Annotated in this window: 23 protein-coding genes and 1 tRNA gene; 8 read left to right on the forward strand and 16 right to left on the reverse strand. The window is 37.2% G+C overall.

The genetic code is table 11. The annotated features are described in order from the left end of the window. Nucleotides 1-11: 11 nt before the first annotated feature. The 3 genes from PERMA_RS01845 to PERMA_RS01855 form a co-directional block, all read right to left on the reverse strand. The gene (locus PERMA_RS01845) at nucleotides 12-818 is read right to left on the reverse strand and encodes an ankyrin repeat domain-containing protein (RefSeq protein ID WP_012675379.1); all 807 of its coding nucleotides are present in this window, start codon (nucleotides 816-818) and stop codon (nucleotides 12-14) included. A gap of 1 nt (nucleotide 819) precedes the next feature. Next, the gene (locus PERMA_RS01850; RefSeq protein WP_015898888.1) at nucleotides 820-1,536 is read right to left on the reverse strand and encodes an ankyrin repeat domain-containing protein; all 717 of its coding nucleotides are present in this window, start codon (nucleotides 1,534-1,536) and stop codon (nucleotides 820-822) included. A gap of 70 nt (nucleotides 1,537-1,606) precedes the next feature. After that, nucleotides 1,607-2,620: an aspartate-semialdehyde dehydrogenase gene (locus PERMA_RS01855; RefSeq protein WP_012676095.1), complete on the reverse strand. Its 1,014-nt coding sequence runs from the start codon at nucleotides 2,618-2,620 to the stop codon at nucleotides 1,607-1,609. 60 nt (nucleotides 2,621-2,680) lie between these two features. Between PERMA_RS01855 and PERMA_RS01860 the strand changes: the two genes are divergently transcribed. From PERMA_RS01860 to PERMA_RS01875, 4 genes are read left to right on the forward strand one after another with little or no spacing between them, the layout of a single operon-like run. Continuing rightward, nucleotides 2,681-2,869: a hypothetical protein gene (locus tag PERMA_RS01860; protein ID WP_015899041.1), complete on the forward strand. Its 189-nt coding sequence runs from the start codon at nucleotides 2,681-2,683 to the stop codon at nucleotides 2,867-2,869. Nucleotides 2,870-2,878: 9 nt separating this feature from the next. Next, nucleotides 2,879-3,565 carry a tol-pal system protein YbgF gene (gene ybgF, locus PERMA_RS01865; RefSeq protein ID WP_012675542.1) on the forward strand — a complete coding sequence of 229 codons (687 nt, stop codon included), beginning with the start codon at nucleotides 2,879-2,881 and terminating at the stop codon, nucleotides 3,563-3,565. After that, nucleotides 3,562-4,263, forward strand: coding sequence for an undecaprenyl pyrophosphate synthase (gene uppS, locus PERMA_RS01870; RefSeq protein WP_012676369.1), 702 nt, complete (start codon nucleotides 3,562-3,564; stop codon nucleotides 4,261-4,263). Before ybgF ends, uppS begins: the two co-directional genes overlap by 4 nt. After that, a complete protein-coding gene (locus tag PERMA_RS01875; RefSeq protein WP_015898873.1) occupies nucleotides 4,260-5,033 on the forward strand; it encodes a phosphatidate cytidylyltransferase in 774 nt (257 codons plus the stop codon). The genes uppS and PERMA_RS01875 overlap by 4 nt, the downstream gene beginning before the upstream one ends. On the opposite strand, the gene mqnC is transcribed toward PERMA_RS01875, so the two are convergent. Continuing rightward, the gene (gene mqnC / locus PERMA_RS01880; RefSeq protein ID WP_012676431.1) at nucleotides 5,030-6,142 is read right to left on the reverse strand and encodes a cyclic dehypoxanthinyl futalosine synthase; all 1,113 of its coding nucleotides are present in this window, start codon (nucleotides 6,140-6,142) and stop codon (nucleotides 5,030-5,032) included. The genes PERMA_RS01875 and mqnC overlap by 4 nt on opposite strands. 66 nt (nucleotides 6,143-6,208) lie before the next feature. Further along, on the reverse strand, nucleotides 6,209-7,057 hold the full coding sequence (locus PERMA_RS01885) for a hypothetical protein (RefSeq protein WP_012676656.1): 849 nt from the start codon (nucleotides 7,055-7,057) through the stop codon (nucleotides 6,209-6,211). A 95-nt stretch (nucleotides 7,058-7,152) separates the two neighbouring features. On the opposite strand from PERMA_RS01885, the gene PERMA_RS01890 reads away from it, so the two are divergent. The 3 genes from PERMA_RS01890 to PERMA_RS01900 all read left to right on the forward strand — a co-directional run bounded on the left by PERMA_RS01890 (nucleotide 7,153) and on the right by PERMA_RS01900 (nucleotide 9,597). Beyond that, nucleotides 7,153-8,673 carry a YifB family Mg chelatase-like AAA ATPase gene (locus tag PERMA_RS01890; RefSeq protein WP_012675286.1) on the forward strand — a complete coding sequence of 507 codons (1,521 nt, stop codon included), beginning with the start codon at nucleotides 7,153-7,155 and terminating at the stop codon, nucleotides 8,671-8,673. A gap of 23 nt (nucleotides 8,674-8,696) precedes the next feature. Further along, nucleotides 8,697-9,461, forward strand: coding sequence for an undecaprenyl-diphosphate phosphatase (locus PERMA_RS01895; protein WP_012676789.1), 765 nt, complete (start codon nucleotides 8,697-8,699; stop codon nucleotides 9,459-9,461). A 46-nt stretch (nucleotides 9,462-9,507) separates the two neighbouring features. Next, nucleotides 9,508-9,597 (forward strand) — tRNA-Ser (locus PERMA_RS01900). Nucleotide 9,598: 1 nt separating this feature from the next. Here PERMA_RS01900 and PERMA_RS01905 read toward each other — a convergent pair. From PERMA_RS01905 to hemJ, 7 genes are all read right to left on the reverse strand, one after another. Next, nucleotides 9,599-9,799 (reverse strand): hypothetical protein, encoded by a 201-nt coding sequence (locus tag PERMA_RS01905; RefSeq protein WP_012675484.1) that lies wholly within the window; start codon nucleotides 9,797-9,799, stop codon nucleotides 9,599-9,601. Nucleotides 9,800-9,853: 54 nt separating this feature from the next. After that, nucleotides 9,854-10,777 (reverse strand): tRNA modification radical SAM protein MnmL/YtqA, encoded by a 924-nt coding sequence (gene mnmL, locus PERMA_RS01910; protein WP_015898902.1) that lies wholly within the window; start codon nucleotides 10,775-10,777, stop codon nucleotides 9,854-9,856. 52 nt (nucleotides 10,778-10,829) lie between these two features. Further along, nucleotides 10,830-12,896, reverse strand: coding sequence for an EAL domain-containing protein (locus PERMA_RS10440; protein WP_012676181.1), 2,067 nt, complete (start codon nucleotides 12,894-12,896; stop codon nucleotides 10,830-10,832). Then, nucleotides 12,893-13,813, reverse strand: a complete 921-nt coding sequence (locus PERMA_RS01920) for a cytochrome-c peroxidase (RefSeq protein ID WP_012675405.1) — start codon at nucleotides 13,811-13,813, stop codon at nucleotides 12,893-12,895. Before PERMA_RS01920 ends, PERMA_RS10440 begins: the two co-directional genes overlap by 4 nt. A gap of 105 nt (nucleotides 13,814-13,918) precedes the next feature. After that, a complete protein-coding gene (gene leuB / locus PERMA_RS01925) occupies nucleotides 13,919-14,992 on the reverse strand; it encodes a 3-isopropylmalate dehydrogenase (protein ID WP_012675887.1) in 1,074 nt (357 codons plus the stop codon). 23 nt (nucleotides 14,993-15,015) lie between these two features. Then, nucleotides 15,016-15,843, reverse strand: a complete 828-nt coding sequence (gene nadC / locus PERMA_RS01930; protein WP_012675656.1) for a carboxylating nicotinate-nucleotide diphosphorylase — start codon at nucleotides 15,841-15,843, stop codon at nucleotides 15,016-15,018. 9 nt (nucleotides 15,844-15,852) lie between these two features. Then, entirely contained in the window at nucleotides 15,853-16,281 is a 429-nt protein-coding gene (gene hemJ, locus PERMA_RS01935; RefSeq protein WP_012676583.1) for a protoporphyrinogen oxidase HemJ, read from the reverse strand. 114 nt (nucleotides 16,282-16,395) lie between these two features. Between hemJ and PERMA_RS10685 the strand changes: the two genes are divergently transcribed. After that, complete coding sequence (locus PERMA_RS10685) at nucleotides 16,396-16,542, forward strand: hypothetical protein (protein WP_012675486.1); 147 nt, start codon at nucleotides 16,396-16,398, stop codon at nucleotides 16,540-16,542. A gap of 24 nt (nucleotides 16,543-16,566) precedes the next feature. Here PERMA_RS10685 and PERMA_RS01940 read toward each other — a convergent pair whose 3' ends face one another. The 4 genes from PERMA_RS01940 to PERMA_RS01955 all read right to left on the reverse strand — a co-directional run bounded on the left by PERMA_RS01940 (nucleotide 16,567) and on the right by PERMA_RS01955 (nucleotide 18,398). Beyond that, complete coding sequence (locus PERMA_RS01940; protein ID WP_012676330.1) at nucleotides 16,567-16,908, reverse strand: HesB/IscA family protein; 342 nt, start codon at nucleotides 16,906-16,908, stop codon at nucleotides 16,567-16,569. A 67-nt stretch (nucleotides 16,909-16,975) separates the two neighbouring features. Beyond that, on the reverse strand, nucleotides 16,976-17,803 hold the full coding sequence (gene sppA / locus PERMA_RS01945; protein ID WP_012675273.1) for a signal peptide peptidase SppA: 828 nt from the start codon (nucleotides 17,801-17,803) through the stop codon (nucleotides 16,976-16,978). 14 nt (nucleotides 17,804-17,817) lie between these two features. Beyond that, a complete protein-coding gene (rbfA, locus tag PERMA_RS01950) occupies nucleotides 17,818-18,120 on the reverse strand; it encodes a 30S ribosome-binding factor RbfA (protein WP_015898922.1) in 303 nt (100 codons plus the stop codon). Next, nucleotides 18,117-18,398 carry a DUF503 domain-containing protein gene (locus PERMA_RS01955; protein WP_012676092.1) on the reverse strand — a complete coding sequence of 94 codons (282 nt, stop codon included), beginning with the start codon at nucleotides 18,396-18,398 and terminating at the stop codon, nucleotides 18,117-18,119. Before PERMA_RS01955 ends, rbfA begins: the two co-directional genes overlap by 4 nt. Nucleotides 18,399-18,423: the final 25 nt, after the last annotated feature.

Consider the following 18,423-nt stretch of genomic DNA (forward strand, 5'->3'; position numbering starts at 1 on the left):
AAAATTTGTTGTTATATATCGCTTCCTTTTTTTCCTCCAACAGATTGAAGTATTTTCTTTATATCTTCAATCTTAGCATAGTCAAGAGGTGTTCTTTTTCTTATATCCTTTGCATTAACATCAGCACCATTTTCAATTAAAAATACTACCATTTTTTTCTGTTTTCTAAGAACTGCGAGGTGTAATGGTGTTTCTTTAGACCTTCCTCTAACATTAACATCTGCTCCATGTTCTATCAGTATTCTGGCCACATTAACCTTACCTGTTAAGGCTGCTTTATGAAGGGGAGTCCATCTTCTGTTGTTTTTTACATGGATATCAGCCCCATTCTGTATAAGGATCTTCACAATATCCTCGTGACCCTCTAAAGCTGCAAGATGTAGAGGTGTATCTCCATATTTATCTCTACAGTTAACATCAGCGCCTTTTTCTATCAGATATTTAAGTATGTCTGGAAAGCCTTTTATTGCCGCTAAATGTATTGGGGTGTACCCGAAAAAGCTCTCCTTTGCATTTATGTCAGCCCCTCTGTCTATAAGTAGCTTTACTATCTCAAGCTTTCCTTTTGATACCGCCTTATGCAGAGGTGTGTAATTTGATTTATCTCTTGCATTAACATCTGCTCCCTTGTCCAAAAGTTCTTTAACTTTATCTACATCGCCTGCTTCTATCGCTTCAAAAAGTTTTCTGTTTAGTTTCTCCCTTGTTTCAGCAGAAGACCTGTAAATTAAATGTCCGTCAGGGTTTTTTATTATAGATACGTACAGAGATACAGATATTAATAAGAATATAGAAAGGATATAACCTTTTTTTAACATCTTACTTTCTTCCCTTTTCTTTTTCTGCTTTCTCCAGTATCCTCAGAATTGCTGGATCTTCTGTGTAATCTTCAGGTTTTTTCCCAAACTTATCCTTAATTGTAGGGTCAGCTCCATTTGCGATCAAAATCATAACTATATCCTTTCTGTTTCTTGCAGTTGCTTCGTGTAGAGGTGTATTTCTATCGTCGTCAAGTGCGTTTACATCTGCACCTTTTTTTATCAGATACTTTACAACAGATAGGTTTCCTCCTCTTGCTGCGTAATGTAAAGGTGTTCTACCTTTTTTGTTCCTTGCGTTTATATCCGCTCCATGTTTTATAAGAAACTTCACCATATCAAGATGGCCTTCTGATGAGGCTATATGTAAAGGTGTTTCTCCGTCGTTATCTTTTGCGTTAACATCAGCTCCTGCTTCTATCAGTATCTTTGCTATCTCTGTGTAACCTTTAAATGCAGCTTCGTGTAATGGTGTCCAGCCTATAATATCCTTGCTGTTAGGGTCCTCTCCTTTTTCTAAAAGGATTTTAACCAGCTTTATATCTCCTTTGGAGACAGCTCTATTTAAAGGTGGTTTTTTAACCTTTTTCTCAAGTCTTTTTTTTAGAACTTCAATCGTTGAAGACTGGCTGTAGGCTGGATTGAAATAGATTATGAGACTCATGAGAATAAAAGGAAAAAAAATAAACCTTCTAACACTCTTAAAAAAAGGAAACATCCCTTTCCCCTCATAGAAATAAAGATAATATTTTAATATATATGATTATAGAAAAATATTCCATATATTTTTATATAAGTTCGTACTCAACAAGAAGTTCAGCTATCTGGACTGCATTTGTGGCTGCTCCTTTTCTTAGGTTGTCAGCTACCACCCACATGGAAAGGCCATTTTCAAAAATGAAATCTTTTCTTATTCTTCCAACAAAGACCTCATCTTTTCCTGCAACATCTATAGGCATAGGATATACATTGTTTGAAGGATCGTCTTCAACGATAACACCGGGTGCCGATCTGAGTATCTCCCTTGCTTCTTCTGGAGTTACAGGTTCCTCAGTCTCAATTACAACTGTCTCACTGTGACCGTAAAAAACAGGAACCCTTACGCATGTCGGTGAAACTTTTATATCTGGAGCATGCATGATCTTTCTTGTCTCATTTACCATCTTCATCTCTTCTTTTGTGTAATCATTATCAAGGAAAACATCAATATGTGGGATAACATTGAATGCTATATGTGCCGGTAGAGCTTCCGGATAATAATACTTACCCTCAAAGTAAGCTTTTGTCTCTTCCTCAAGATCCTTTATAGCTGTTGCTCCTGCACCTGAAACAGCCTGGTATGTTGAGACAAAAACATTTTTTATCTTTTTAGCCCTGTGTATCGGGTTAATAGCAACGACCATCTGTATGGTTGAGCAGTTCGGGTTTGCGATAATCCCCTTATGCCATTTAACATCCTCTGGATTAACCTCAGGAACAACAAGTGGAACATCATCATCCATCCTGAAAGCTGATGAGTTGTCTATAACAACAGCTCCTTTTTCAACAGCAACAGGTGCCCACTCTTTACTTCTACTTCCACCTGCTGAAAAAAGGGCTATATCTATTCCTTCAAAAGCTTCTGGGGATACGGCCTGAACCTTGTATTTTACTCCCATATACTCAAGTTCCTGTCCTGCTGATTTTGGAGAGGCGAGAAGTCTTATCTCATCTACAGGAAAGTTCCTCTCCTCGAGGACCCTGAGCATAGTCTGTCCAACAGCCCCTGTAGCTCCTAATATAGCAATGTTATAATATCTCATCTACTCCTCCTTATTTCTGACATGAAAAATATTTTACAATATTTGGTAGAGGGGGTTAAGATGAAAAAGAGAAATCCATTTACGGCTATTCTTATTCTGACAGGATTAATGCTTTTACCTTTTATGGCATTTCTTTTTGACAGGTTTTTACTGAAGTTAGATAACACTTTCCTGATTTTTGCCGAAATGTTAATATTAAGTCTTGGGGTACTTTCTGGTTTTTTAATTTATATATTTTTCTTTAAATAGGAGGTAGATATGAAAAGAATTATTTATATACTTCCAGCGTCATTTATACTGTTTGCAGGCTGTGTTAAAAAGGAGGATATAAATCTTCTCCAGAGGGAGATAATATCACTCAAAAAGGAGGTTGCCCAGATAAGGGAAGGTCAGGAAGAGATTAAAGGAAGTCTTAATGATCTTTCTAAAAGGGTGGATAATGTCTCACAGATAGCATCAAAAAACTCACTTGAGATTGAGAAGATAAAGCTTGCTCAGAAACCAGAAACTGTAGAGACCATTGAAAAAGAAGGTGCTGAAAAGGTAAGAATACCCGACAATCCAAAGGAGCTTTATAAGTATGCTTTAAATGCATACTATAAGGGGAAGACTGAAGAGGCGAGAAAGTATTTCCAGATCTTTGTTGAAGAGTATCCAGGTTCGGATATGTATGATAATGCACTTTTCTGGATAGGGCAGACATACTACACAGAAGGAGATTATGAAAAAGCTATAGAGGCTTTTGATAGGCTTATTAATGACTGTGAAACAGGTAAGGCTCAGGAATGTAACAAATATCCTGTAGCTATGTTAAAGAAGGCTTACAGTTATATAAAACTTGGTGAGATTGAGGAGGCTAAAAAGCTTCTTAAAGAGATAGTAAGAAGATTTCCTGATACTGAAGAGTCTGAACTGGCATCAAGAAAGTTAGAGGTGCTTGAATGATAGATCTTCTGTATAAGATACCAGAACACGTTGCTGTAATTATGGATGGAAATGGTAGATGGGCAAAGAGAAGAGGGCTGCCCCGCGTTTTTGGTCACAGAGAAGGAGCAAAGGCTGTTGAGAGGACACTGAAGATAGCAAATGATGTTGGTATAAAATGGCTTTCCGTATTTGCTTTCTCAACTGAGAACTGGGGAAGACCAAAAGAGGAAGTGAACGCTATAATGTCTCTTCTTGTTGAGTATATAAATACGAAAGTTCCCCATCTTGTAAAGGACAACATAAGACTGAGATTTATGGGAAGGAGAGATGGTCTTCCTGAGATGATACTGGAGAGCATGTATGAAGGAGAAAAGGCTACTGAAAAATGTGACGGTATGAACTTTGTTGTTGCATTAAATTACAGCGGGAAAGCTGAGATTGTTGATGCTGTAAAAAAAATAATAAGCAGTGGAAAAAGGGAGATAGATGAAGAGGAGTTCAGAGAGTATCTGTACATTCCCGAGATGCCTGAGCCTGATCTTTTAATAAGAACGAGTGGTGAGAAAAGGATATCAAACTTTATGTTGTGGGAGCTTGCCTATACAGAGCTTTACTTTACAGAAGTTCTCTGGCCTGATTTTAATGAGGAGGAGTTTTTAAAGGCACTTTACTTCTATCAGAGTAGAGAAAGAAGGTTTGGAAAGGTTACTGTATGAGGGAGCTTTCTTTAAGGATAGTATCAGCTGTAATTCTTGCTGTCATAGCTATAAGTGCCGTTCTTTACTTTCCTGTATGGCTTTTTAAAACTGTTGTTGCTGTTCTTTCCTCTATTGCAACATGGGAGGTTGCTCACCTTTTAAAGAAAAAGTATGAAGAGATAAATCCGATTAATGCTGGTATCTTTGGTTTTTTTGTATCTCTCTCTCTGCTTTTTTTTTCACCTTATCTCTCTGTTCTTCTAGTATTTCTTTACAGTTTTTATTATGCCCACAGAGTTTATGATATAAACTACCTGACCTCGTATGTTTTCGTATATCTTTACGGTGTTTTCTTTGTTTCCTCACTGGGACTTTTACATGAGATGGACAGGTATCTGATATTTGTTCTGTTCGCAACTGTTTGGGCTGGAGATACTGCAGCCTATTTTGTAGGTAAGGCGATAGGGAAACATAAGTTTGCCCCAAGACTTTCACCTAAAAAAACATGGGAAGGGGCTGTAGGAAGTTTTTTCGGCTCTGTTACAGCAGGTGGTGTTTTTGCTTACTACTTCCAGTTTTATGATGCATTTATACCGATACTGATATCAGCCTTTCTGCTCCAGATAGGAGATCTTTTTGAGAGTTTTATAAAAAGGCAGGTTCAGGAGAAGGATTCTTCACATCTCATTCCGGGACATGGTGGCCTTCTGGACAGGATTGATGCCCTTATATTTGCAGGAATGGTATTCCTTGTTTACTACCAGTTGAGGATTTATATAAACTTTTAGTCAAAATACCGGATTATATTGTAGTATGTATCCCTCTGGGCAGGTCTAAAACCTGCTTCTTTTATTATCTTAGCCATCTTTTCAGGTCTGGGTGATGCGACCTTCCATCCTGTAGATGCAACAACGTTCTCCTCTATCATTGTGCTTCCCAGATCATTAGCACCAAAATGAAGTCCAACAGGACCTATCTTCATTGTCTGTGTTACATGTGATGACTGAATATTATCAAAGTTATCAAGAAATATTCTTGAGATTGATAGAACCTTAAGATAGTAAACTGTAGTTGCTGTTTCTATATGATCAAGTCTTGTTCCACCTTTCTGGAATGTCCATGGTATAAATGCTGTAAAATACCCTTTTTTATTCTTTAATGAGTCATCCTGCAGTTTTCTTATATGTGAAAGATGCTCTATTATATGCTCAGGTTCTTCAATATGTCCGCACATCATTGTTGCTGTTGTTTTCATACCAAGGTTATGCGCTGATCTGTGAACCTCAAGCCATACCTGTGTTGATACTTTATTACTTGATATCTTTGATCTTACCTCATCAGAAAGTATCTCTGCTCCACCACCTGGAAGGCTGTCAAGTCCTGACTGGTGAAGTATTTTAAGAACTTCCGGTATAGGTATACCTTCAATCTTTGATATGTAGTATATCTCTGAAGCGGAAAGGGAGTGTATCTGTATATCTGGAAATCTCTCTTTTATACCTTTGAAAAGATCGGTGTAAAAATCAATTCTGAGGTCTGGATTCAGTCCACCCTGCATGAGGAGTGTTGTTCCACCCCACTGGACAAGCTCCTCTATCTTTCTGTATATCTGATCAAAATCAAGTGTGTATGCATCTGGACTTCCTTTCTTTGTCTGGAATGCACAGAACTTACACCCTGCAACACAGACATTTGTGTAGTTAACATTTCTGTCAACAACAAATGTAACAATATTCTCGGGATGTTTTTTCCTTCTTACATAATCAGCCAGTCTCCCTAATGTAAGCAGGTCTGCCTCTTTAAAAAGTTTAAGCCCTTCCTCTTCAGTTATCCTATCTCCTTTTATGATCTTATCTATAACAGTATTCAGATCCAGATCGGTCTTATATATTTCCAATGTAAACTCCAGAAGTATTTTTGAAATAATTATTAAATATATTTCTGATTTTGTAAATGTCCTGTATCATTGGATATCTGAGCATCTATCATCATCAACTTTTGACAGGAAAAATTTACCACTGCACCCGATAGAACCCCACTCACCTGATATTTTGTTTCTGTCTATCTTACCTTCAAGCGTGGACGATATACCAAATGTGGAAGGTATATCTATTGATAGATCTTTGTACGAAAGAATTCCAGATATTGAGCTATCTCCAAGATTGCCTTTTATAAGTCCGTCACTGTAAATAAGAATTTTTATTGATGAGTTATTTACATTACAGAAAGTTTCTAATGTTTTTTCCGTTACGGTGAGATTTCCTTCATAACAGCCTGAGAGTTTGTCCATTATTGATTTGTAGCTATTTTGAAAGTGGGATCCAGCTAAGTTTATATTCTTGGAGATTATATCTTTTATATCTTGAGGACATTCATCCTTAAATATACACTCAGTTAACATTCCGTTAAATGTTACATTTTTAAGTTTATCCTCGTCAACAGTAATAACAAAGTCTGTGACATCTGGATCAAGGTAGAGAAAGAATGAAACCAGATTTAAAATTAAAGGATCGTCAGGACGTATGTCATTTTTATAACCTTTGAAAAGATCGATAGGGGAGATAATAAAATCTCCCGTAACCTCACCTATGAGAATGTTCCCTGCGTAAAACTTTATAATATCTCCTTTTCTGTAAAAGAACTTACCTGAGCTGTCCGTTTTACCTTCAACACCTGATGATGTTTTGTATCTGAGATTTTCAACAGGAGAGTCATAAAAATACCCGACCAAAAGCTCACCCTCTGATGATCCTCCGCCTCCACCACATGAAAAGATAAAAACAGCTGTTAGAAGAAGGATTAATTTTCTCATTTTTTAATTCCTTAATAATTATTTATTAAATATAATTTTTTGTGTTCTCAAATTCAATACAATACTGTATTATTTTTAGAAAAAGGGGGATTTTTATGCTTTCAGTTGTAAAAAGTGGAGGGGTTATAGGTGTTGACGGTTATTCCGTTCATGTTGAGGTAAATATATCACAGGGATTACCACAGTTTATAACTGTTGGTCTTCCTGATGCTGCTGTAAAGGAAAGCAAGGAGAGGGTAAAATCCGCTATAAATAATATTGGGATCTCATTTCCTCTCAGAAAGATCGTTGTCAATCTTGCCCCTGCAGATATACTTAAGCAGGGAACCCTTTATGACCTTCCCATAGCTGTAGGGATACTTACAGCCTCTGGACAGATCTCACAGAAAATTCTTAAAGACTTTGCTTTTGTAGGGGAGCTCGCCCTTGACGGGAGTCTAAGAAAGATAAAAGGAACTCTTCCCATTGTCTTGAAGCTAAAGGAAGATGGGATAAGGAATGTTATACTCCCTGAGGAGAATGGAAAGGAAGGGGCTCTTGTTGAAGGTGTTAATATTTACGGTTTCGGATCCTTAAAGGAGATTGTTGAATTTCTCAATGGAGATATAAAAACTGAGCCTGTAAAGGTTAACAGGGAAGATATATTCAGCTCACACTCTGTTTATCCGGATTTTTCAGAGATAAAAGGACAGTACACAGTAAAAAGGGCCCTTGAGATAGCTGCTGCTGGTTTTCATAACATTCTTATGATAGGATCTCCAGGCTCTGGAAAATCAATGATGGCAAAGGCTTTTCCATCAATAATGCCCCCTTTAACATTTCAGGAGGCTATTGAGACAACAAAGATACACAGTGTTGCAGGTGTTCTTGACGATTTTGTTATCAGAGAGAGGCCTTTTGTTGTTGCACACCACACAACTTCTGATGTGGCTGTTGTTGGAGGTGGAAATATACCAAAGCCCGGTCTTGTAAGTCTCGCTCACAACGGAACATTTTTTATGGATGAGCTTCCTGAGTTTAAAAGAAATGTTCTTGAGTCTTTAAGACAGCCTATTGAGGATAAGGTTGTAACAGTATCAAGAGCATCCGGAAGTTACACATTCCCTGCAAAATTTCAGCTGATAGCTGCTGCAAACCCCTGTCCCTGTGGATACAGAAATGATCCTAACAGGGAGTGTAAATGCTCTCCAAGAGATATTAAGAGATATATGGGGAAGTTATCAGGTCCTGTTGTTGACAGGATAGATATGATCTGCTGGGTAAGTTCTGTTGATCCTGAGGATCTTTCAAAGATGTCAACAGGAGAAAGTTCGTCAGTAATAAGGGAGAGGGTTATGAAAGCTGTTGATATACAGAGGGAGAGATTCAAGGAGACAGGTATTAACTTTAACAGTGAGATGAGCCCATCAATGCTTGAGAAGTTTGTAAAGCTTGATAGCTCAGCTGAAAACGCTCTTTTAACAGCCACAAAGAAGTACAGATTTACAGCGAGAAGCTATCACAGAATACTTAAGCTATCAAGAACTATTGCTGATCTTGAAGGATCTGATATAGTAATGTTAAAACATATAGTAGAGGCTGTAAATTTTAAGCTTTCCGAGGATATTTACAGCTGATAAATAAAAAAGAGGTTATCTGATTGGGTATTATTGAAAGTATTATCTTAGGTATTGTTGAAGGTCTAACAGAGTTTCTCCCTGTCTCTTCAACTGGTCATCTTATCCTTGTTTCAAAGCTTTTAGGACTGGAGCAGACAGATGCCCATAAGGCTTTTGAGGTTGCTATTCAGTCCGGAGCTATTCTTGCTGTTGTTTTTCTTTACAGGGAAAAACTTACACACAGTATCGATCTGTGGAAAAGACTTATTATAGCCTTCATACCTACAGGTATTCTTGGTTTCCTGCTTTATAAGATAATAAAAGGTCTATTCAGCCCATACATTGTAAGTATCATGCTTATAGTCGGTGGTCTGGTGTTTATAGCTGTTGAGTTTTTTTATAAAAAGAGTGAACACCAGATAGATGATATTCTGAAGATACCGTATTATAAAGCTTTTTTTATTGGTGTATTTCAGTCAATAGCCATGATCCCTGGGACATCAAGATCAGGGGCCACGATAATAGGCGGTCTTCTTCTCGGTCTTGATAGAAAGACAGCGGCCGAGTTCTCTTTCCTTCTTGCTGTTCCAACGATGTTTGCCGCAACATCTTATGACATAATGAAGAACTATCATCACTTTCATATTGAAAACTGGATAGCTCTACTGACAGGATTTGTAACAGCTTTTGTGTTTGCTGTCTTGGCTATTAAGCTTTTTATAGGTTTTGTTTCAAGGTATAACTTTGTACCTTTCGGGATATACAGGATAATACTTGGATTTATATTCCTGCTTTTTGTACTCTGATAATTTGAAAATTAGATTAATTAGGATATAATATACTCTGCTCTTTGGAGAGGTGGCCGAGCGGTCGAAGGCGGCTCCCTGCTAAGGAGTTGAAGCGGTATCCCCGCTTCCGAGGGTTCGAATCCCTCCCTCTCCGCTTAAAGATTTGCAGTCTCTTTAACAAATAAAATCTTTACTGATGAGATCTCTGTAGATCCGTATAACTTCGCTATCTCAAGAAAGTTTTTTATAGCCTCTTTCTTTGTTTTTCCTATCCCCTGAAGATTTTTCTCATCAGGAGATGTTGCCCTGTATATACCACCAGACCTGTAAATCTCTATGGTTAATATCTTTTCCATAATATCTGCCTTCTGGAAGGTTTGATTACATTTTCGTTGATTTCTGGGAAAAGTTTACTGTTTTAATGAGAGTTTTTTATTTGATTGTCTTCTTTTTATGGCTTCATCTATAGCGTTTAAAACTTCCATCTTTCTTTTTGAGGTACACCAGTCTGGGGAGATAAGTTCCTCTTCTGTTGCCTCTCCTGTAAGCCTGTGGACGATAATATCGTCAGGAAGTATATCTAAAAGGTGGGCTACTATATCAGCGTACTCCTCAAGTGTTAATGTTTTTATCTGTCCTCTGTAGAACTGTTTTTCCATTATTGTGTGTTTAACTATATGTAATGGGTGTATCTTTATACCTTCTATCCCTAAGGCCGCTATAAGTTTTGCTGTTTCTACATAATCTTCAAATGTATCACCGGGAAGACCGACGATCATATGGGCACAGACCTTAATACCTGCCCTTTTTTTTGTTCTGAGAACAGCATCTACAAACTCAGAAACACCGTGACCTCTGTTTATCTCCCTTAATGTTTTTATATTTGCTGTCTGAAGACCGTACTCAATCCATATCTCAGGTTTGTAGGCTGTGTATGTTGCTATAAGATCAAGGGCCTCATCAGGTGCAACATCAGGTCTTGTTCCTATGGACATTCCTATTATCTCATCATACTCCATAGCCCTGTCATAAATCTCTTTAAGTTTGCTTACAGGTGCGTATGTGTTTGAAAATGCCTGGAAGTAAGCTATAAAGCCCTTTATATTTTTGAATCTTTTTTTGTAAAAATCTATGGATTTTTCTATCTGATCCTCAACTGTCTGTTTTGACATTGCATATGGACTGAATGAGGCGTTATTACAGAATGTACAGCCTCCATGTCCTTTAAAACCATCCCTGTTTGGACATGTAAATCCTGCATCTATAGATATTTTCTGAATTCTTCCACCGTATTTTTCCTTTAAGTACTGATTAAATCTTATGTAATTTCCCAAGTCAGCTACTCCAAGGCTTTTTAGTTATTTAATTATACTGTAATATAGACATTTATGGTAATTTGTCTATAGGCTTACCTATATAGTACCCCTGCACATAATCAACACCGAGATCCTTCACAATCTCATATATGCTGTCATTGTGAACAAACTCCGCTATCGTTTTTATCCCAAGTTTTGACGCAAATGTTATTATTGTTGATACAACTACCTGTGAGTATATGTCCTTGTCTATATTTTTTATAAGGGACGCATCTATCTTTATATAATCAGGTTCAAGATTCAGAACATGTGAGAAGTTTGAGTACCCGCTTCCAAAATCATCAATAGCTATCTGGACGCCACACATTTTTACCTTTTTTACAAACTCATGACTGTCCTCATAATTCCCTGCACTTTCACTCTCAAGTATCTCCAGTGTAAGTCTTTCTGCAAGCTCCCTTTTTGTTATTATCTTCTCGTATATAAAATCCCTTGTGTCAGGGTCCATAATATCTTCAATTGATAGATTTATTGAAAATCTGTAAGGGTACTCCTCTATCAATTTTAAGGTTTTTTCTAGGACGGTCCTTGTTATATATCCGTAATATCCACTTTCCTTTGCAATAGGTATAAATACGTTAGGTTCTATTATGTTACCTTCCCTGTCTTTTATCCTTACAAGGACCTCATACTTGTCAATCTTTTCATCCTTAACAGATTTTATAGGCTGGAACACAAAGAATATTCTTTCACTTTCAATAGCATCCTTTATGATTGAAAGTATTTTCAGGTTGTTTCCGATATCCTTGGCAAGATCAAGTTCCTCGTTGTAAACGAGATATTTTTTCTTCAGCTCTTTTATACGCTTTAATGCCATGTCAGCCTTTTCAAAAAGAGGTCTTTCTGTTGATATACCGGCTGAAACATTTATAAAAAGATCAATATCTGCAAGTTTAAATCTATGTTTTTCTATTCTTGTTAAAAGCTGTTTCGTTATATGTTCAACATTATCCGTATTGTCCTCAACGAGTATCCCAAAATCGTCTGCTCCTATCCTGTAAACTGTCCCTTTTATATTCTTCTCCTTTATAAATCTTGATATTATCTCCCCCACCTTCACAAGAACAAAATCCCCTGTATCTGTTCCGTAAAAATCGTTTATCTGCTTGAAGTTGTCTATATTGATAAGTATAAATGCTGGATTCTTTGATATTTTTTTGTCTATATTAAATGCAAGCCTGTTTGGAAGTCCTGTAAGTTCATCTGTTGTTAACGCCTTTTCCAGGTTCTTCTTCAGTTTTAAAAGTGTTATATTCTTCCTGTCAAGTGAGATCATAAGGTAGGCAACTATAGCAAGACCTACGAGAAATACTATACTGAGTAATGTTGAAAAAACTGTGATAAACTTTGTCTCTTCCTTTGAACTGTTTATGAATGTTTTCTTTGTTTCTGAGAGGAAGTATATATCCTTTTTCTTATTTAGTATGTAATCAAGTATGTACTGGTACTTTGTGAAATTTTCTATAAAAACCCTTATATGTGATAGGTAAACCTCATTGAACTCGTTAAGTTTTGGGTCTTTAAATCTGAAACTTTCAAGTTTTTTTATCTTTTCCTCCAGATCATCAATAAAATCCTCATCAAGACTGTTTTTTGCAAGGTATATAGATGAGGCTATACTTGATATAAGGTAGAAGTATTCGTTGTTCTCATGTTGAGCTATCTCAATGTATCTTAAAACGAGTGAAGGTATAAATGTCTGTGTATTTTTTATGATGGAGTTTATGGTCTCAAAGTCGTGAATATACTCCTCTTTCTCCTTAAAAGCATTTTCAAAGGCGAGAAGATATTTGTATGTCTCACTGTACTGATCCTTTGTCAGATAACCATTTTTAAGCTTTTCTATCTTTTTGTATATATCCTCAATCAGCTCATAGATAATATCATGGTTGTAGTAAAGCATAAAGCTGTTTTTGAGTATCTCGTTGTTTAGCTGGTACTCAAGAGATTCAATATCCTTTATAAGACTCAATGTAAAGGCTGTTTTTTCTACGTATCTTCTTGTGAAGTTATTGAAAAAAACGATACTCAGACTGAATACAATGGCGAACAGTATTGTGATATAGACCTTTCTCATCTTCTGTCCTTGAGATCTTTTTTGAGAATCTCAGGAAGTTCGCCTGTTAGTGTTTTGAGAAATGCTACTATCTTTCTTACCTCCTCTTCCGATAGTTTAAAACCGAGATTATGGTATGCCATTGTTCTGATAGCATCCTCAAGGGTCTGGACACTACCATCATGGAAGTAAGGGTATGTACACTCTATATTTCTCAGTGAAGGAACCTTATACCTGTTTTTATCAAACTCTCTTTTTGTTAGCTGATATCTGTCTGGGTTTTCTGGACTCCACGGGAAAGGTTTTATAGCTCCTATCTTCTGAAAGGAGTTCCCACCAACATTTATACCGTTATGACATGTTATACATCCAAACTTTTTAAAAAGCATGTACCCTTCTTTTTCCTCTTTTGAAAGTTTTACCTCACCTCTGAGATATCTATCAAACTTGCTGTTCGGTGTTATCAAAGCCTTCTCAAACTCAACTATCGCATCAATAACTATATCGTAAGTTATTCTGTCTGCATTATAAATCTTTTTAAACATTTTTCTGTAAAAGGGAATACTGTTCAGTCTTTTCTCTATCTCCCTTTTGCTCATTCCCATCTCAATGGGATTATGTATAGGGCCTTCAACCTGCTCTTTTAGATTCTTTGCCCTTCCGTTCCAGAACTGTCTGAAATTGAAAAATGTGTTGAAAACTGTTGGAGCGTTAACGTTACCAACCTTCCCCCCAACCCCAACAGAGGCTTTTCTATGATCGGTTCCCCATTTTTCGTAAACATCATGGCATGATGCACAGGATACAGACCTGTCCCTTGATAGTATAGGGTCGTGGAACAGTATCTTACCGAGCTCGGCTTTCTCTCTATTGTACTCAATACGTATTGGTATAGGCTGTATAGGTTCAATCCCATACGACAGTTTTATTAAGACCAATACTAACCCTATCCAGAAAATATTCAGCACCCCTCTCCGGTTATATTTTTTAAAAATTTTACCACACATATTATAAAATCATGTTAAATTAACATATATTAATGTTTAAATATGTTCAATTATAGCCTCTGTCATCTCCTTTGTATTTACTTTTTTTGTTCCCGGTGACCATATATCCCCTGTTCTGTAACCTTCATTGAGAACCTTCTCAACAGCATTTTCTATATCCCTTGCTGCCTGTGGAACTTTACATGTTATATCAAGCATCATAGCTGCTGAAAGTATCATGGCTATCGGGTTTGCGATACCCTGACCCGCTATATCAGGTGCTGAACCGTGAACAGGTTCGTAAAGTGCATACCTCTCACCTATACTTGCTGATGGAAGCATTCCGAGACTTCCTGTTAAAGCTCCTGCTTCATCTGAGAGGATATCACCGAAAAGGTTTCCTGTAACGATAACATCAAAATCCTTAGGTCTTCTAACAAGCTGCATAGCACAGTTATCCACATACATATGTTCAAGCTCAACATCCTGATAATCAGAGTGTGTTTCTGTTACTATCTCCCTCCACAGGGCAGAAACCTCTAAAACATTTGCCTTATCAACGCTTGTTACTTTCTTCTTTCTTCCCCTTGCTATCTCAAAGGCAAGTTTTGCTATCCTTTTTACCTCATGTTCATAGTAGATCATCGTATTGAATCCTACTTTCTCACCTTTCCTTTCCTCTATTCCCCTTGGTTCTCCAAAGTATATCCCTCCAGTCAGCTCTCTTATAACAACAAGATCAACACCTTTTATAAGTGTTTCCTTGAGAGGTGAAGAGTCCAGAAGTGCTGTGTAAGCCTTTCCAGGTCTGAGGTTTGCAAAAAGCTCAAGCTCCTTTCTTATCCTGAGCAGTCCCTTCTCAGGTCTTTTATCTGTAGGAAGATTATCCCATTTCTCACCACCTACAGCAGCAAGTAGAACAGCGTCACTCTCTTTCGCTATCTTTAATGTTTCATCAGGCAGTGGATCACCTGTTGCATCAATCGCAGCACCACCTATCAGGCCTTCCTTATACTCAAACTGTAAATCATACTTTTTAGAAACAGCGTTCAGAACCTCAATAGCTGCTTCCATAATCTCAGGTCCAATTCCATCTCCTGGTAAAACCGCGATCTTGAAAGTTCTTTTCATTTAGTTTCCTCCTGTTATGTATTTTATATTTTCATACTCAGATCAAGCCATCTGCTTGAGTGTATTATTGATCCTGATGATATAAAATCCACACCTGTAAGGGCAACATCTCTTACATTTTCAACAGTTATATTTCCGGATGCTTCCAGTAAAACCTTTCCGTTAACAATATTGACGGCCTCTTTAAGCATCTCTAAACTCATATTGTCAAGCATTATGATATCTACATTAAGTGAAAGAGCTTCCTTTAACTGATTCAAATCGGACACCTCAACCTCTATCTTAACCATAGGTGAGACATTTTCCCTTATCCTGTTCACAGCTTTTGTTATCCCCCCACAGACGGCGATATGGTTGTCCTTTATCATAACCATATCGTACAGAGCGAATCTGTGGTTTGAACCTCCACCAACTTTAACAGCATACTTCTCAAAGGCTCTAAATCCTGGGGTTGTCTTCCTTGTGTCAAGTATCCTGGTTTTAAGATCCTTGATCTTCTCTGCGTATCTTGACGCTGTTGTTGCTATGCCTGAAAGTCTCTGAAGAATATTGAGGGCTACCCTTTCACCTTTCAGAACAGAAACGGCAGAACCTTCAACACTCAATACAGTGTCACCTTTTTTTACCTCTGATCCATCCTTTAAAGAAAATGGAAATCTGATATCTCTGTCCAGTATCAGAAAAACCTCTTTTGCGAAATCAATCCCAGCTATTATTCCATCTTCCTTTGCAATAACTGAGGCTTTTATATCTTTACTGATACCAAGATTATCACTGGTTAAATCAGAATAACCGATATCCTCCATTAAAAACTGTTCAATCTTTTTCCTAACGTAAAGTCTGTCTAACATATCCTTCCTTTAGAATGGTTTTACAACTGCAAGTGATACTATAATTATCATCAGTATTGTGGGTATCTCATTGTACATTCTGAAAAACTTTCCGGATCTGTCACACTGATCAGCCTCAAGCTTCCTTCTAAGAACAGCTGTGTATATGTAGTAGCCTATTAAGAGTGAAACGAAAAGTAGTTTTGCGTGAAGCCATCCCCCTGATTTGAAAAGATCAGGGTTCATAACTATAAGTAAACTCCCTGTTATAACCGTTCCCCAGAATGCCGGAATACCTATATATTTGTGAAGTTTGTACTCCATTATCTTTACAACAGATACAAACTCCTTTTTATCCCTGTTCTCAGCGTGGTAAACGAAAAGTCTTGGAAGATAGAAAAGAACAGCAAACCATGATATCACAGACATTATATGTAAAGCTTTTATCCAAAGGTACATTACATTCCTCCGTCCTTTTATATTATTTTATCAGGAAATCTGATCAAATCTGATTTTTGTTATACAAAATCTGGAAAAAAGTATTAATTTAAGATTAAAAAAGATGGTGATGAGATGAGTGTAGCTGATATAGTGATACTTTCCTTACTCGTTGGTGGTTCTGTGTTTTACCTTTATAAGAAATTCAGAAAGGATATACAGAAGGGTAAGTGTGCAAGCTGTCCTGTTTACGGTGAGTGTGAAAGTGAGAAAAAGGTTTAAAGGGGCTTTTAAGCCCCTTTTTATTTAACAGGAAAAAGAGTTTCCACATCCACAGGAGTTTGCTGCGTTTGGATTCTTTATTGTGAATCCACCTCCCATAAAGTCCTGAACGTAATCTAAAACAGCACCACCTATATACGGAGCGCTGAACTCATCAATAGCGATCTTAACGCCATTTTCAAGCTCAACAACCTTATCATTTTCTGTTATCTCCTCATCAAATCCCATAGCATACTGAAAACCTGAACATCCACCAGGAACGACCCTAACCCTTAAGATAGGATTTTCTATTCCCTGTTCGTCAGCTATCTTTTTGATCTCATTGGCAGCGGTTTCAGTTACTGTAAAATTAACTGTTGATTGCATTTTTAAAACCTCCAATTAATGTTTTTTTTATTTTATACAACAGCACCCTTATCAGTTATGATTATTATCAGAATGAGAGCATATAGTAAATCCCCGAAGGTGTTATTATACTGTTCATATCGGAGTTTAAAAGTTTTTCAAGAATATTTTTTCTCTTTCCTAACTTTATGATCACAACATGTCTGTCTTCTAAACCTGCAAGTTTCCTCGCCTCATTTACAGCATCCTGTATATTCCCAAGTTTATCAACAAGCTTTATCTTCTTTGCCTGTCTTCCGCTGAATATTCTTCCATCTGCATAAGGTCTCAGCTGATCCTTTGTGATAGGTCTGTATCTGACAATCGCCTCAAGGAACTGATCGTAAACATCTTTTATTGTATCTTCTATAAGCTTTTTCTGTTCAGGTGAGAGGCTTTTGTTTGGATAGAGAATGTCCTTGTTTTTACCGCTTTTGATATTCTCAACCTTTATACCTAACTTATCCAATACCCTTGATAGATCCATATGCTGTATGATAACACCTATACTTCCTGTTATTGTTCCCGGGTTTGCGTATATCACCGATGCAGGGGCACTTATATAGTATCCTCCCGATGCTGCAACATTACCCATTGACACAACAACAGGTTTCTTTGTTCTCAATCTCTCAATAGCCCTGTATATCTCCTGTGCAGCCCCTACAGTTCCTCCAGGACTGTCAACAGAAATAACAACAGCTTTTATTGAATCATCAGACTCTGCAGACTCAATATTCTGTATATGGGAGTAAAAATCTGAGATAACCCCGTGTATCTCAATAATCGCTATCTTTGGTGTTGCTCTGTAAGAGAAGAAAGATATAAGGTATATTATTATCAGAAATAGAACTACCCCTATGGCTATCTTTTTCTTCAAAATGACCCTCCTGTTTAGACAAGTATAGGTAGATCTTCCGCAAGAATAAACTTAAACTTTGGAACCTTTCTTATCTTTATCCTGTTCCCAACAAGATGTCTTATATAACCGCTTTTCTGGTTCAGCTGTTCAACAACATCCTGTCCATTCTTTAAAGCTGATACATAAACCTTTGCCTCGTTAAGGTCTGATGTTGCCTCAACCCTGAGAACTGTAACTATGTTGTCCTGCTGGACAGGAATCTCCGTTAGAAATATCTCACTTAAAACCCTCTTCAGCTCGTTGTTCACCTTTTCCATTCTGTGTGATCTTTTCATATCAGCTCCTTGTAAACGTTTATATGTATATCCGGGTAGTTGTTCTCAACAAAGTTTATAACATTCTGAACTACCTTTTCAGCCTGTTTTCTGTCAGGTGCTACAGTGACTACAGCCACCTGGGCAGACTGCCATTTATCAAGATCTCCAATCTCTGAGACAGATACGTTAAACTTGGATTTAAGCTTTTCTTTAACCGATCTTACAACCATCCTTTTCTCTTTTAATGATCCAGCATAGGGTATATGAATCTCAAAAACAACACTGCCTATAATCATCTTTCCCCGTGAAAAATTTTTTGTA

It is taken from the genome of Persephonella marina EX-H1, assembly GCF_000021565.1.
Classification (GTDB): Bacteria; Aquificota; Aquificia; order Aquificales; family Hydrogenothermaceae; genus Persephonella; species Persephonella marina.

What these genes read in the sequence shown, in the direction of transcription:
- PERMA_RS01845 (WP_012675379.1), bottom strand. Translation starts at nt 818, where the DNA reads ATGTTAAAAAAAGGTTATATCCTTTCTATATTCTTATTAATATCTGTA.
- PERMA_RS01850 (WP_015898888.1), bottom strand. Translation starts at nt 1,536, where the DNA reads ATGTTTCCTTTTTTTAAGAGTGTTAGAAGGTTTATTTTTTTTCCTTTT.
- PERMA_RS01855 (WP_012676095.1), bottom strand. Translation starts at nt 2,620, where the DNA reads ATGAGATATTATAACATTGCTATATTAGGAGCTACAGGGGCTGTTGGA.
- PERMA_RS01860 (WP_015899041.1), top strand. Translation starts at nt 2,681, where the DNA reads ATGAAAAAGAGAAATCCATTTACGGCTATTCTTATTCTGACAGGATTA.
- ybgF (WP_012675542.1), top strand. Translation starts at nt 2,879, where the DNA reads ATGAAAAGAATTATTTATATACTTCCAGCGTCATTTATACTGTTTGCA.
- uppS (WP_012676369.1), top strand. Translation starts at nt 3,562, where the DNA reads ATGATAGATCTTCTGTATAAGATACCAGAACACGTTGCTGTAATTATG.
- PERMA_RS01875 (WP_015898873.1), top strand. Translation starts at nt 4,260, where the DNA reads ATGAGGGAGCTTTCTTTAAGGATAGTATCAGCTGTAATTCTTGCTGTC.
- PERMA_RS01885 (WP_012676656.1), bottom strand. Translation starts at nt 7,057, where the DNA reads ATGAGAAAATTAATCCTTCTTCTAACAGCTGTTTTTATCTTTTCATGT.
- PERMA_RS01890 (WP_012675286.1), top strand. Translation starts at nt 7,153, where the DNA reads ATGCTTTCAGTTGTAAAAAGTGGAGGGGTTATAGGTGTTGACGGTTAT.
- PERMA_RS01905 (WP_012675484.1), bottom strand. Translation starts at nt 9,799, where the DNA reads ATGGAAAAGATATTAACCATAGAGATTTACAGGTCTGGTGGTATATAC.
- PERMA_RS10440 (WP_012676181.1), bottom strand. Translation starts at nt 12,896, where the DNA reads ATGAGAAAGGTCTATATCACAATACTGTTCGCCATTGTATTCAGTCTG.
- leuB (WP_012675887.1), bottom strand. Translation starts at nt 14,992, where the DNA reads ATGAAAAGAACTTTCAAGATCGCGGTTTTACCAGGAGATGGAATTGGA.
- nadC (WP_012675656.1), bottom strand. Translation starts at nt 15,843, where the DNA reads ATGTTAGACAGACTTTACGTTAGGAAAAAGATTGAACAGTTTTTAATG.
- hemJ (WP_012676583.1), bottom strand. Translation starts at nt 16,281, where the DNA reads ATGTACCTTTGGATAAAAGCTTTACATATAATGTCTGTGATATCATGG.
- PERMA_RS10685 (WP_012675486.1), top strand. Translation starts at nt 16,396, where the DNA reads ATGAGTGTAGCTGATATAGTGATACTTTCCTTACTCGTTGGTGGTTCT.
- PERMA_RS01940 (WP_012676330.1), bottom strand. Translation starts at nt 16,908, where the DNA reads ATGCAATCAACAGTTAATTTTACAGTAACTGAAACCGCTGCCAATGAG.
- rbfA (WP_015898922.1), bottom strand. Translation starts at nt 18,120, where the DNA reads ATGAAAAGATCACACAGAATGGAAAAGGTGAACAACGAGCTGAAGAGG.
- PERMA_RS01955 (WP_012676092.1), bottom strand. Translation starts at nt 18,398, where the DNA reads ATGATTATAGGCAGTGTTGTTTTTGAGATTCATATACCCTATGCTGGA.